The 12,869-nt window shown below is 67.4% G+C and carries 10 protein-coding genes and 5 pseudogenes; 11 read left to right on the top strand and 4 right to left on the bottom strand.

Annotated features, from left to right (window positions below):
* Positions 1-489: 489 nt before the first annotated feature.
* A complete protein-coding gene (locus HUT19_RS01010) occupies positions 490-762 on the top strand; it encodes a type II toxin-antitoxin system Phd/YefM family antitoxin (protein WP_176178627.1) in 273 nt (90 codons plus the stop codon).
* On the opposite strand, the pseudogene HUT19_RS01005 reads toward HUT19_RS01010, so the two are convergent.
* Both HUT19_RS01005 and HUT19_RS01000 read right to left on the bottom strand, forming a co-directional pair.
* Positions 743-1,463: pseudogene (locus HUT19_RS01005) on the bottom strand (leucine zipper domain-containing protein); the annotation flags it as partial. The gene HUT19_RS01010 and the pseudogene HUT19_RS01005 sit on opposite strands and share 20 nt — an antisense overlap.
* A 138-nt stretch (positions 1,464-1,601) precedes the next feature.
* Complete coding sequence (locus tag HUT19_RS01000) at positions 1,602-2,312, bottom strand: SDR family oxidoreductase (RefSeq protein ID WP_176178626.1); 711 nt, start codon at positions 2,310-2,312, stop codon at positions 1,602-1,604.
* 90 nt (positions 2,313-2,402) lie between these two features.
* Between HUT19_RS01000 and HUT19_RS00995 the strand changes: the two genes are divergently transcribed.
* From HUT19_RS00995 to HUT19_RS42555, 5 genes and pseudogenes are all read left to right on the top strand, one after another.
* Positions 2,403-2,996 (top strand): TetR/AcrR family transcriptional regulator, encoded by a 594-nt coding sequence (locus tag HUT19_RS00995; protein WP_176178625.1) that lies wholly within the window; start codon positions 2,403-2,405, stop codon positions 2,994-2,996.
* A 3-nt stretch (positions 2,997-2,999) separates the two neighbouring features.
* Entirely contained in the window at positions 3,000-3,200 is a 201-nt protein-coding gene (locus tag HUT19_RS00990; protein ID WP_176178624.1) for an SDR family NAD(P)-dependent oxidoreductase, read from the top strand.
* Positions 3,201-3,519: 319 nt separating this feature from the next.
* A pseudogene (locus HUT19_RS00985) lies at positions 3,520-4,251 on the top strand (MFS transporter); the annotation flags it as partial.
* A pseudogene (locus HUT19_RS00980) lies at positions 4,248-5,093 on the top strand (helix-turn-helix domain-containing protein); the annotation flags it as partial. The pseudogenes HUT19_RS00985 and HUT19_RS00980, both read left to right, overlap by 4 nt.
* A 2-nt stretch (positions 5,094-5,095) precedes the next feature.
* A pseudogene (locus HUT19_RS42555) lies at positions 5,096-5,322 on the top strand (transposase); the annotation flags it as partial.
* Between the two features lie 959 nt (positions 5,323-6,281).
* Here the strand turns inward: HUT19_RS42555 and HUT19_RS00975 are convergent.
* The gene (locus HUT19_RS00975) at positions 6,282-6,566 is read right to left on the bottom strand and encodes a hypothetical protein (RefSeq protein WP_254885350.1); all 285 of its coding nucleotides are present in this window, start codon (positions 6,564-6,566) and stop codon (positions 6,282-6,284) included.
* A 202-nt stretch (positions 6,567-6,768) separates the two neighbouring features.
* Between HUT19_RS00975 and HUT19_RS00970 the strand changes: the two are divergent.
* The 5 genes and pseudogenes from HUT19_RS00970 to HUT19_RS00950 all read left to right on the top strand — a co-directional run.
* Positions 6,769-7,336, top strand: a pseudogene (locus HUT19_RS00970) (SAM-dependent methyltransferase); the annotation flags it as partial.
* Between the two features lie 561 nt (positions 7,337-7,897).
* Positions 7,898-8,545: a TetR family transcriptional regulator gene (locus tag HUT19_RS00965; protein ID WP_176178623.1), complete on the top strand. Its 648-nt coding sequence runs from the start codon at positions 7,898-7,900 to the stop codon at positions 8,543-8,545.
* Positions 8,546-8,744: 199 nt separating this feature from the next.
* Positions 8,745-9,527: an ABC transporter ATP-binding protein gene (locus tag HUT19_RS00960; RefSeq protein ID WP_176178622.1), complete on the top strand. Its 783-nt coding sequence runs from the start codon at positions 8,745-8,747 to the stop codon at positions 9,525-9,527.
* Positions 9,524-10,261 carry an ABC transporter permease gene (locus HUT19_RS00955; protein ID WP_176178621.1) on the top strand — a complete coding sequence of 246 codons (738 nt, stop codon included), beginning with the start codon at positions 9,524-9,526 and terminating at the stop codon, positions 10,259-10,261. The genes HUT19_RS00960 and HUT19_RS00955 overlap by 4 nt, the downstream gene beginning before the upstream one ends.
* 482 nt (positions 10,262-10,743) lie before the next feature.
* Positions 10,744-11,268 (top strand): TetR family transcriptional regulator, encoded by a 525-nt coding sequence (locus HUT19_RS00950; protein WP_176178620.1) that lies wholly within the window; start codon positions 10,744-10,746, stop codon positions 11,266-11,268.
* Positions 11,269-11,497: 229 nt separating this feature from the next.
* On the opposite strand, the gene HUT19_RS00945 is transcribed toward HUT19_RS00950, so the two are convergent.
* The gene (locus HUT19_RS00945) at positions 11,498-12,841 is read right to left on the bottom strand and encodes an NAD(P)/FAD-dependent oxidoreductase (RefSeq protein ID WP_176178619.1); all 1,344 of its coding nucleotides are present in this window, start codon (positions 12,839-12,841) and stop codon (positions 11,498-11,500) included.
* Between the last annotated feature and the right edge of the window lie 28 nt (positions 12,842-12,869).

Here is a 12,869-nt window from a genome sequence, read left to right as displayed (position 1 = left end):
CGACCCGCACGTTCCCTACGGGTGAGGCACACCGGCTCATTCCGGAAGGAGGCCGCAGACGCCGAACCGGATCGAGGCCGGCTCACCTCCGCCTGCACGGAGAGCATCAGCCGCTTCGGTGTACCAGCTCATCGCCGGCCGACTCACCTCCGCCTGCGCAGAGAGCACACCAACGATCCATGGACGGTCCACCAGTCTCGCGGCCAACGCCCGCGCGGAGTCCACGCCGCAGTGGGTCATGGATTCAGCGAAGGAGACGGCTCACCTCCGCTCGCGCGGAGACCACCCTTCGCGACTTGCGGCGTCAGAGGGGCTTTGCCTCTTCTTGAATCAAGGAGCGGCCGTCGTACATGCCTGGAACCTACTGCACGCCTCTGTCCATGCGTGAGGCGGTGAGGCTGGGGCTACGGCCAACGTCCATGTGGACTCTGGGTAAGACCCTCGGAGAAGACAGAAGACACGTGCCGCATGAAGTGTGCACTTCTGTGCATGAGCGACACCTTGCCGATCACTGAAGCGCGCGCCCGGTTTGGGTCTCTGGTCCGTCGCGCGTCCCACGCCCGGGAACGCATCACCATCATCGACCATGGCCAGCCAGCAGCCGTTCTGATCAACCCGCAGGAACTAGCCGACCTCGAGGACGCACTGGCACTGGCGGAGTACCGGGCCCGGCAGGCCTCTGGTGAAACCGCGAGTGTGCCGCACGACCAGGTACGTGCCCAGCTCGGGCTGGAGCACGCTAGCAGGGACCGTTGTCGGTGACGATCCGTTCGATGTGGATGATGCCATGGGCGGCGAACCATGCTCTCGCCCTGTGCATGAACGCGATGGCGGTTGCTGCTTTCTCGTCGGGCAGTGCCTCGGTGTAGGCGAGTCGGCTGAACCCGTCAACCGCGGAGTGCAGGGTAGATGTAGCCGCCGCGCCCGCTCTTCTTCTTGCGACGCTCGACGTTCTTGGCCTGTTCGCTGCCGCGCCCGTGGGCTCTCCAGCCGCCGCCGTCAGGGATCTGGCCGACCTTCTTCACATCGACGTGGACCATGTGCCCGGGGCGGCGCGCGCTGATCTTCCGCGGCTCCTGGTTCGATTGGCCGTTCGGGTCGATGAACTTGCGGTGGTTCAGACCGAGCGCGAGCAGGTGCCGTGACACTGTGCGGCGGCTGATCGCGACGCCCTCCGTCTGGAGCTCGAATGCGATCCGGGACGCCGGCCATTTCTGGCTGCGCCGGAGGTCCTCGATCCGGGCCACGACAGCGGCGTCTGTCGCGGTCGGCTGGCGGCGCGGGGTTGAAGGGAGATCGTGCAAGCCCAGCTCACCGTGGCGGCGGTAGCGGTCGACCCACTTCGACGCGCAGGCGCGGGATATCCCCATTTCTGCTGCGACGTGGGCGATCGGCCGCGTCTTGCATCGCTCGACGAGTCGACGGCGTCCTTCGATGGATAGAGGTGCGTTGGCGTGCGTCACGAGAAGGCTCCTTGAGGCGGCGCAGAACGGGGTCGCGAGCAGCGGTTCGCGACCCCGTTCTGCATGCAGGCCGTCACTTGCTCGCCGAAGCTGTTCCGTGTCACGACGGTGCGGCGGCTGGGCAATGGTGAAGAAGTGTCAGGCGGTGAGGCGTGCGCCGCCGTCTGTTTCGATGACGGTTCCGGTGATGTTGGGGTTGGTGGCCAGCAGCACGATGGCCTCGGCGACATCCGGGGCGGTGGCTATGCGCTTGGTGGGCAGGGCGTCGGCGGCCTGCTTGAAGAACGCGGATCGGTCTTCGGCGGCGAGTCCGTCCCACCAGGGCGTGTCGACGTATCCCGGCGAGACGGCGTTGACCCGGATCGGCGCCAGTTCGGCGGCGAGCGGTTGGACGAGCCCTTCGACGGCGGCGTTGAGCGAGCCAATGCCGGTTGTGCCGGGCAGGGCAGCCCTCGCTGTAACGGCTCCGACGAGGGTGATCGAGGCGTCCTCGCTGAGGTGAGCGAGCGAGGCCTGGAGTGCGGTGACGGTGGGCCAGTACTTCTCCTCGAACGCCTGCCGCAGGCCATCGAGCGGCAAGTCGCCGAGCGGGCCGGCGCCGCCCTTGCCGGCGAGGGTGATGACGAGGTGGCGGATCGGGGCGATCTTCGCCGCGAGCGCGGCGGCCGCCTCCGCGTCGGCGGCGTCGAGAACGTGCCCGTGGACGTCTCCGTCGATGGCCGCGGTTGCCCGGTTGAGCCGCTCTGTGTTTCGCCCGGCGATGTGGACCGCGTGTCCTCGGTTGGCGAGTTGTCGGGCGACCGCCAGGCCGACTCCCGACGTGCCGCCGATCACGAGTGCAGTGGTCATGCTCACTCCTTATTTCGAGACGTGACGTCTCGAATGAGCGTAGCATCATTTCTAGACGTTACGTCTCGATAATGGGTTAGGCTGCCTCGCATGACCGGCGCTACGACACCCGCCCGCGGCCGCAAGCGGAGCGAGCAGACGAGGCTCGCGATCCTTGCCGCGGCCTACGAGCTCACGACCGAGGTCGGCTTCCCAGACCTCACCATCGAGGGCATCGCCGCCCGCGCCGGGGCAGGCAAGCAGACCGTGTACCGCTGGTGGCCCACAAAGGCGGACGTCTTGCTCGAAGCCCTGGCGCTCAAGGCAGATCTGAAGGTCTCAACTGCGGACCAGGGTTCATTCGACGCGGAGCTGGACGCGTTCCTGCGTGATTCCGCCGCCCTGATGGCCTTCCCGGGGGTGGTCCCCGTCCTGCGCTCCTTGATGGCCGAGGCACAGCGCGACGCAGACTTCCGGCGCCGCTTCCAGGACGGCTTCCTGATCAAACGCAGGGCCGCGCTCGAGACCATCGTCGATCGGGCCGCAGCCCGCGGCGACAAGCCCGCTCACCTGACGGCAGCCTTCGCCGCCGACCTGGTGTTCGGCCTGATCTGGTACCGGGTCCTCGCCACCGAGCGCCTGCTCGGCCAAGACGACATCACCGCCATCCGACGACTGCTGAACGAACACCCCGGCGAGGAGTAGCGCATGCCCGATCGAACCATCGTCATCACTGGAGCAACCGACGGGCTGGGCCGCGCACTCAGCGACGCCCTTGCACGCCAGCCCGCAACGACGCTCATCCTCCACGGACGTAATCAGAGCCGACTCGACGAACTGGCCACCACGCTGGCCGATGCACCGCTCTCGATCCACACGATCCGGGCCGACTTCTCCGAGCTGGCGTAACGTGCGGACGAGATCACCGAGTTCACCGATCACATCTCGGTGCTGGTCAACAACGCCGGCATCGGCGGCGGTGAATCCGACGGGACCGACCGCCGATTCACCGTCGACGGGCACGAGCTCCGCTTCACGGTCAACCATCTCGCCCCCTTCGCGCTGACTCAGCACCGCTGCCGCTGCTCGACCGCGGAGCCTCCGCCCGTATTGTCAACGTCGCTTCGATCGGCCAGGCCCCGATCAACTTCGACGACCTCGCCCTCGAACACGGTTACTCGGGCATGCGCGCCTACGGCCGGTCCAAACTGGCCATGATCACCACCGGCTTCGCACGGTGCTCGGCTGGCGGGCCACATTCTGGGCCGTCGCCGCGCTCTGCCTGCCTGCAGCTCTCGGCATCCTCAAGGCAATCCCGGCGGGACGTGTGAAGCAAGAGGCGACTGGCGGGCCAGCCTTGCAGGCGGAGCTCGCCCAGCTCACAAGGCCGCCGTTGATTCTGGTGATGCTGCTCGGCGCACTGGTGAACGCAGCCACGTTCGGAAGCCTCACCTTCCTCGCCCCCGTCGTGACCGACACCGCCGGGCTGGGCGAATTGTGGATCTCTGTCGTTCTGGTGCTCTTCGGTGCCGGTTCCTTCGCTGGGGTCACCATCGCCGGCCGGCTGTCCGACCAGCGTCCCGGTCTGGTCATCGCAGTCGGCGGCCCGCTGCTGCTCATCGGCTGGCCGGCCCTGGCAGTGCTGGCCAACAAGCCGGTCGCCCTGTTCGCCCTCGTGTTCGTGCAGGGTGCCCTGTCATTCGCGCTGGGCAGCACCCTGATCACACGGGTCCTTTATGAGGCCGCAGGAGCCCCGACCATGGCTGGCTCGTACGCGACGGCGGCACTCAACGTCGGCGCCGCCGGTGGCCCCCTCATCGCCGCGACCACCCTCGGCACCGCAGTCGGAAATATCGGGCCTTTGTGGTCGAGCGGGTTCCTGGTCGCTGTCGCGCTGCTCGTCGCATTCCCTCTTCGCACAGTGATCGCTGCTGGCCGGAGCGCCGAGGTGCTCCAGTGACGCATGCGAACGCTCCTTTGACCATCGAGGGACGCCGACGGCTCATCGAGCGCTGCCGCGCCCGTCCGATCGCCGACGTCTCTGCCGAGGCAGGCGTCTCCCGGGCCTGCCTGTCCAAGTGGAAGAACCGCTACGACCATTACGGCGAAGCCGGGCTCTGGGACCACCCGAGTGTCCCGCACTCCTCACCGACCCAGACCCCGCCCGCCCTCGTCGAACGGATCGAGCAGCTGCGGCGGGACAACGAGTGGTCCGTGCGCAGGATCGCACTCGAACTCACGGACCAGGGCGTGCTCATCAGTGAACGTACTGTGGGCCGGTGGCTGGCGCGTCTGGGCATCAACCACCGCCGGTTCCTCGACCCCGAGGGCTCGGCCAACCGGCGCCCGCCGAAACAGATCGTGGCCCGCTACCCGGGCCACATGGTCCACCTGGACGTCCAGAAGGTAGGACGCATCCCCGACGGCGGCGGGTGGCGGGCCCACGGACGCGGCTCCGAGCAGGCAAAATCAGCCCAACGCGCGAAGACCGCCGGGACCAAGGGCGGGTACATCTACCTGCACTCCGCCGTCGACGGGTTCTCCCCACTGGCCTACACCGAACACCTCCCCGACGAGAAGGCCGCCATCACCGTGGGGTTCCTCAGCCGCGGCCGCGCGATCTTCGCCGCCCACGGCATCCACCGGGTTGTTCGCCTGGTCACCGACAACGGCGCGAACTACCGCGCCGCCGTCTTCGCACGCTCCTTGACCTCGTGGGTCTCTCGCCACCAGCGGACCAGGCCTTACACGCCCCGGCACAACGGCAAGGTCGAGCGCTACCAGCGCATCCTCGCCGAAGAGTTGACTGGCTCACGGTCGTCCAACTGCCGCCCTATGCACCCGACCGCACCGCAACCCCGTCGAGGGCATCTGGTCCGTGCTGCGGCGCACCGTCCTGGCCAACCGGGCTTTCGCCGACCCTGACGACCTCATCACCGCTGTCCGCAGGGGATTACGCCAGCTCCAGCACCGCCCCGACACCCTCGACGGTTGCCACACCGGCACGGGCCTCCAGCGCAAGCCATCATGACGACACCACGCTTTGAAGGTCAGTACGGAGTCCTACTGATGGAAGGGTCCGATGGAGAGGGTTTCGTATGCGGTTGCGCTAGTTACTCCCTCGGGCGTGGCGCATTGGGCCAGGTTTGGATTCGGTTCAACGATTTGCTGGGTGACGTGCCGTCCCAGGAAGACGCCACTGGTTACGACGCCGTTGATGGTGATTACCGTTTGAGCTTGCTCACGGACGGTCTCAATGCCATCGGCGTCCCAGGAGAAGACGGTCGTTCTACCGTCATTCCATGTGATCTCTTTAGAGCCTGGGAACTCTTCGTCAGCAGGAGGGGTTTGACATCCTCGTACCACGTCTACGGAGTAGGACATCTCTCCGCTATGGATGTATAGATCCGTTGAGACACAGCCCATGGTGGTGTGGCCGCTCACATTGAGGGGCCTCTCATCGTTCCGCAGACCGGGGGTGTAGGTGACATCCTGCGTTCCGACGCAAACGGCTGTATCTAGGTGGGATGGAGCGGCTGTAGCTGAAGGGCTGATGGCCATCACCGCCAAGCAGGCGGAAGCGGTCAGAGCGGGGGCACGTACCAGGCGGCGTCGCATGTGATGCTCCTAGAAGGCCAATGAGGGCGAACAGTTTCTCTCGACAGGAACCAGACGCCCCTGGCGGATCGACTATGAATGACCTGTGGCTGGAACAGGAGTTGGTGGCCTGCTATCCCCGGCATCGGCTTACGGCTCCCTGACCCTTACCATCAGCGTTCCATCGGTCGGGGCAAGGCCCCGAACCGACACTGGGGTAGCACTGAACGTTCAGGCCTCTACACACTGCAGGCAGCATCCAGCCTGGCAAAGGCCAATGGCTGGATGCCGGAACCGGCGCGTTGCAGCACGCGGGCGCATGTGGTGAGAAAAATTCCGCAAAGGCGTACCGAACGGCGATGCAGGACCTCCGTCATCCCCCAAGAGAGGAACTCACGGCATGCAGAAATCAGATATAAGAGCGAACATCGCTCGAATACGCGGCACCACCGAACCGGGCACCGCCGTCGTGCCCTGCACCGGCCGTTCACCGGCCACCACGAGGGGCGGCACGTCCTCGCCATCTCGAGGCTCCGCCAGAACCTCGCCCACCGTCTCACGGGCAATCACGAACCGCTCCCACACGGCCTCCGCCTCCAACAGCTCGGCCTGAAGGGCCTGAACTCGCTGCCGAGCGGCGCGTTCACGCTCCTCCAGCAACCCCATCACCGACGGCACCCCGGCACCTCCACCGAAAAGACGACACGACACCTCGTCCCTGCCGCCATAACACCGCACCTACACCTGACCAGCGGAAACGCACCGTCACTCTCGGAAACACAGCAGCTTCTGAAGCCAGCTCCACTTATCAGGCCCCCTGGAATCGATCATCTGGGCCGGGGAGGTGGCTGATGAGCAGGAGCGGGTGCAGCCGTCGGGAGTGTGGGCCACGGCGGTGAAGGTGGCCAGGGTGCGGGCGCTGGAGACCGAGCGGGAGAGCGCGCTGGTCCGCGACTCACTGGCACAGGCCTTCGCCACCGCCGGCCGCCTGTGGCCCTCCTCGCCGCCCCTGCCCGATGACGAGGCCGCGCGCCGCCGCCGGCTGGCCGTGTCGTTGTCCATCGTCATCAGGACGATGTTCCTTGACGACCTGTTGCAGCAGGTCTCCGCGTCCGGGGTCCGGCAGGTCGTGCTGCTCGGCGCCGGCATGGACAGCCGGGCCTTCCGGCTGGACTGGCCCGAGGGCACCCGGCTGTTCGAGGTCGACACCGCCGCGCCACTGGACTTCAAGGCTTCGGTGCTGCGCCAGGAGCGGGCCGTCGCAGGCTGCGCGGATCACCGTCGCGGTGGATCTGCGTGAGGACTGACCAGGCGCGCTGGCCGCCGCGGGGCACCACCCGGCCGTGCCGACCGTGTGGATCGCCGAAGGACTGCTGATCTATCTGCCCGAGGACGCGGTGGAGCTACGGGCTTCACGCTGCCGCGGGGGGCGACAGGCTTCTTCCGGCCGAAGGGCGGCCCGCTCCCGGAGACCGGCCTGCGGGCCCTCCGCACCGCTCTGCACACAGCCGCCCGTGCCGCCAGAGGCAAGGTGGGTGAGGTGGAGGAACAGCGTACCCTCGCGCCAAGTGCGCTTCCAGGGCACCACAACCCTGGGTGGAGTCCTCTCCAACGCTTGGGACTGATGAGCGACGGCCGGGTCGAGGGAGGTGCCGGAGGCGGCAGGGATGCAGGCCGCTCCGGTCTGACCCGCCACCCGGCCGGTGATGGGCATGCCGCTTTCCGTGCATTCCGGTACGTAGCGTGGCCGCTGGGCAGTCGGGCAGCGAGCTCGCCCGCATCCTCCCTCTGGGACCCGAGCCATTCGAAGATGCGCGCCGTATGCTGTATCGCATGGCTACTACGGCGGCAGTTACCCCGGCAGCGAGCAATGCTCTGCCCGTGGGCCGCCCGGATGCGATGCGTTCCCAGGCCGGCGTGGTTGCCGAGGTACATGGGGTTACGCGGGGGGCTTCCGCCTCCGCCTGCCGACGCGCCGCCTGGCTGGGGCAGGGCGTGGACGGCAGGCCATGACAAGCGTGGGGAACGAGCGCGGGAGCCGTCCGAAGGCGCACCGCAGACGTGGTAGACCGACCGGGGCCCGAGCCGGCGACCCCGGCACACGCGACCGGATTCTCGCCACCGCGAGGGCCGAATTCTCTGAGCGTGGCTATGACAAGACCTCCATCCGCGCCATCGCCAAGGCCGCCGGGGTGGATTCCGCGCTGGTGCACCACTACTTCGGTACCAAGGAGCAGGTCTTCGCGGCGGCGATCGAGGAGTCCGTCGCGCCCGCCCTGGCCTCTCTGTCGCCTCCGGCAGGCAAGGCGGCCGCCAGTCCGGGCACCGCGGGGGAGCGGCTGACCCGCTCCTTCTTCGGGATGTGGGAGAACTCGGCCGCCCGGCAGCCGCTGCTGGCGATCCTCCGTTCCGCCGTCGGGAACGAGACAGCCGCCGCCATCTTCCGCAGGATGATCGTTTCCCAGCTGATGCGGCGCGTCGCTGGTGAGCTCGATGCTCCGGACTCCGAGTTGCGCGTGGAACTCGCCGCCGCGCAGCTGGTCGGTATCGCGATGCTGCGCTATGTGATCAAGATAGAGCCGCTCGCCTCGGAGGATACCGAGCGGATCATCCATAGGGTTGTACCGGTGGTTCAGCGTCACCTCACCGGGGACTGACCGGGCGCGCTGTCTGCGCTTTCGCCTGCGTTCCCTACCTCCAGTACGCCTGCCCCGGTCTGCCCTGCCCTGCCCTCAGCGGCGAAGCCGGCACACGGTTGCGTCGGCTCGGGGTGACATGGCCGGTACGCGCCGATGTGCCATCGCCACACCACCGCGCCCGCTTGACCGGTCCTGCGCGACGCAGTTTAATCATCGCATGATGAATACTCCCCGAGTCGCCCCACGCGAGGCCTCCCCGGCCATTCGCGCCCAGGGCCTCACCGTCATCCGTGGCACCCGTACCGTCCTCCGATCGCTGGACTTCGAGATCCCCCGCGGCCAGGTCATCGGCCTCCTCGGCCCCAGCGGCTGCGGCAAGTCGACGCTGATGCGTGCCATCGTCGGCACGCAGGCGAAGGTCACCGGTTCGCTCGAAGTGCTCGGCCACCCGGCGGGCTCCGCCTCGCTGCGTTCGGCGGTCGCCTACGTCACCCAGTCGCCGTCCGTCTACGCGGACCTCACGGCGCGTCAGAATCTGGACTACTACGCCGCTGTGCTCGCACCCGGCCTCAGCCGGAGCTCCCGGCGCGACCAGGTCGAGCGGGCCCTGGCCGAGGTCGACCTCACCGACCACGGCGACTCCCTCGCGGCCAACCTCTCCGGAGGCCAGCGCTCCCGTGTCTCCCTCGCCGTGGCCCTGCTCGGCACCCCCGAGCTGGTGGTTCTCGATGAGCCCACCGTCGGCCTCGACCCCGTGCTCCGCCGCGACCTGTGGAACCTCTTCCACCGGCTCGCATTCGAGAAGGGCACCACACTGCTCGTCTCCTCCCATGTCATGGACGAGGCCGAGCGCTGCCAGCGGCTGCTCCTGATGAGGTCGGGCCTCATCCTCGCCGACGACACCCCGGACGCGCTCCGCGAGCGTCTGCACGCCGCCACCGTCGAGGAGGCGTTCCTGCTTCTCGTCGACGCCGCCAAGGAAAAGGAAGCAGCCCGATGAACGTCTCCCGCACCCTCGCCACCTCGCGCCGGGTCCTTCGGCAGCTCGCCCATGACAAGCGCACCATGGCGATGCTGCTGCTCGTCCCGTGCCTCCTGCTGGTGCTGTTGTACTGGGTGTACGACGCCAACCCCACGTCGTTCGACAGCATCGGCGCCTCGCTGCTCGGGATCTTCCCGATGGTGACGATGTTCCTGGTCACCTCCATCGCGACGCTGCGCGAACGCACATCGGGCACGCTGGAGCGGCTGCTGTCCATGCCCATGGCCAAGGTCGACCTGATCCTCGGCTACGCTGTCGCCTTCAGTCTGATCGCCATCGTCCAGGCCACACTCGCCACCGGCATCGCGGTCTGGGCCCTGGACATCGACATCGAGGGCTCGGCGTGGCTCCTTCTGCTCATCGCCCTGCTCGATGCCGTGCTCGGCACGGCTCTCGGCCTGTTCGTCTCGGCCTTCGCGGCATCGGAGTTCCAGGCGGTGCAGTTCCTGCCGGCAGTGCTCTTTCCGCAACTCCTGCTGTGCGGCCTCTTCACCCCGCGGGACTCGATGCAGCCCGTACTCGAAACCATCTCCAATGTGCTGCCCATGTCGTACGCCGTGGACGGGATGAACGAGGTGCTGCGCCACCCCGACATCACCGGAAACGTCGTCCGGGATGTGATCATCATGGCCGGCTGCGCCCTGCTGGTCCTCGCCCTGGGGTCCGCAACCCTGCGCCGCCGTACGACCTGACCGGGCCGCGCAACTCCGCCCCCGCCTCCCCGCCGTGAGCGGTCAGCACCGCCCGGCGGGGCGGACTCCACACCGGTCGTCGGACCGTCCGCCCCTGGTAGTACGGATATGGTCTCGCCGTGTCCGTCGGCATCCAGCGCAGTGGCCGGTGCCGGTGCCCGGCAACCGCATCCCCCGCTTCGGCCTCGCCCTGCCCCTGTGCCGGAAAGGCGCGGGAAGCCTGTGCCGTCCACGCACGGGGCCCAGGCGGGATCCGGCCCGTGTTCCACACGACACATCCACGGCAGCTCACCGTATGCAGCCAAGAAGTCACCTGATGAGCCCAGGACTATACTTGCCGGTAAATACGGAGGTGGCGGGTGCGCAAATCATCGACACAAGCTGACAGCCCCCCGCGGCAGCGGGATGCGGCGCCCGGGCCATCGGCCGGCCGACGCACGGGGCGGCGTCCTGGTGAGAGCGCCAGCCGGAGCGCGATTCTCGTGGCGGCCCGAGAGCTCTTCTCCGAACTGGGCTACGAGGGAACCACGATCCGGGCCATCGCTCGCCGAGCCGGTGTGGATCCCGCTCTCGTTCACTACTTCTTCGGCAACAAAGAAGGTGTGTTCGAAGCCGTCGTGCACGATGCCACCGAGATGCTGGAGGCGTTGAATCCGGTCCTGGACGGCGCCCTGGACGACCTCGCCGAGCGGTTGCTCCCGGCTTATCTGAAGCTGTGGGAGGGGGAGAGCGGGGACGCGCTGACCGCGGTCTTCCGGACCACTCTCGGCAAGGACAGCGCCGAACCGCTGATGGACAGCGTGACCCCTGAGGGGCTGGTCGCCAAGCTTGCCGCGGTGATTGGCGGCAGGGACGCCAGACTGCGGGCGTCCCTGATCGCCTCTCAGCTGCTCGGGGTGGCGGTGCAGCGCTATGTGCTCAAACTCGACCCTCTCTCCGCGGCCAGCATGGACAGGGTCGTACGGCGAACTGCGCCGTCCATCCAGGCGCTGATCGCCAAGCCGTAGACGCCGCTCCGGAGCTGTGCCGGTGCGGCGGGTCGGGCGGTGGGGGAGGACCAGAGGTACCAGGTCCCGGCGAAGGGACAAGACAAGAGCCGAGCGTGGACATCAGCCGGCGACACGGTCAAGGAGCCTTGGCCTGACCGGTCCCTGCGGACCGGAGCACCGCCGCCCGTCGGCACTGCCGCCGCGGACCGCAGACAGGGACCGACCCGGCACATGGTTCCAGGAGCGCCTAGAACATGGCCTTCGCCGATGGCGCTTTGAGCTCACCGAGGTAGGGATGCCACAGGTGGTCGGGATCCTCTTCCACGGCCTTGACGATCTCTCGCATCGCGGCCAGTGCCTTCGGCTCGTCATCGTCGTAGACATCGCCCTGGAGCATTTTGAGCACGTCGATCCGGTACCGAGGATCCTGCACGAACGCTGTGAACAGGATGTTGAGGCGATAGTAGATCGAGATGAACTCGTACCAGTTGCTCACCCCGCGCCGCAGCTGGGTCTCATAGGCGGAGAACCGCTTCTTGGAGTAGTCCCCCGCGCGGGCGGCGGCGATGATGTCCTCGCAGGCGATCCGGGCGCTGTTGAGCGCGACGGAGACACCGCTGGAGAAGATCGGGTCCACGAAGCGCGCGGCGTCACCGATCATGAGGAAGTTGTCGCCGCAGATCTGACTGAGGGCGTAGCTGTAGTCGCCCTCGGTCTTCAACGGCCGCATCTGGGTGCTGCTCTTGAGTGCGCTCAGCAGCTCCGGGCGGCTCGCGATCGTGTCCCAGAAGAACTTCTCCAGGTTGTCCTTGGATGCCTTGAGCCTGCTCTTCTGCGTGACGACGCCGATCGACGTGACCGTGTCCGTGATCGGGATCTGCCACACCCAGGTGTCGACCACGGGCAGGAAGTGGATGAAGATGAAGTCGGACTGCTCTTTGTTGACGGCCAGCGCCTTGCGGTCGAAGTGGTCGAACCAGGTGTGGATGGCGTACTGGTTGAACACCGGGTCCGGCTGCTTCACCTTGAGCTGGCTGCCCAGCATCGTCCTGCGGCCGCTGGCGTCGACCACCATCCGCACGGGCACGTCCACCCTCCGGCCGGCCAGGTTGCACTGGAGGACCGGATGCTCGGCGGCGAAGTCGACCCGGTTGACCCGGACCCCCTGGAACACCTTCGCCCCCTGCTCCTCCGCATGCTTGAGCAGGAGCAGGTCGAACTGGGAGCGGTCCACATGGAAGGTGTAGTCCTTCTGCACGCCCCGCTGGGCGCGTTCGTTGAACAGGATCTCCGCGGCGCGGAAGTCGTGGTCGAGTCCGGTGAAGCCCAGCTTGTCGATCGGGCCGCTTTCGGCGGAGGTCCATGCGGCGCCGTACTTCTTGGGGAAGCCGGCGGCCTCGACCTTGTCGAAGGCACCGATGTCCACCAGGACGGGTGTGGTCGCGGGGACCAGTGACTCTCCCACGTGGTCACGGGGGAAGTTCTCGGATTCGAACACGGCCACCTTCAGACCGGCCCTGGCGAGGTATGAGGCGGCGGTTGAGCCGGCCGGGCCGCCACCGATGATTCCTATCTCGAACTCGGGTTCCATCTGCTCTCCCCTGGTTGCCTTTGATGCG

The sequence above is a fragment of the Streptomyces sp. NA02950 genome (genome assembly GCF_013364155.1).
In the GTDB taxonomy this organism is placed as follows: Bacteria; Actinomycetota; Actinomycetes; order Streptomycetales; family Streptomycetaceae; genus Streptomyces.
The sequence above is the reverse complement of the archived record's forward strand: the minus strand, read 5'-3'. Positions and strand labels throughout refer to the sequence as shown.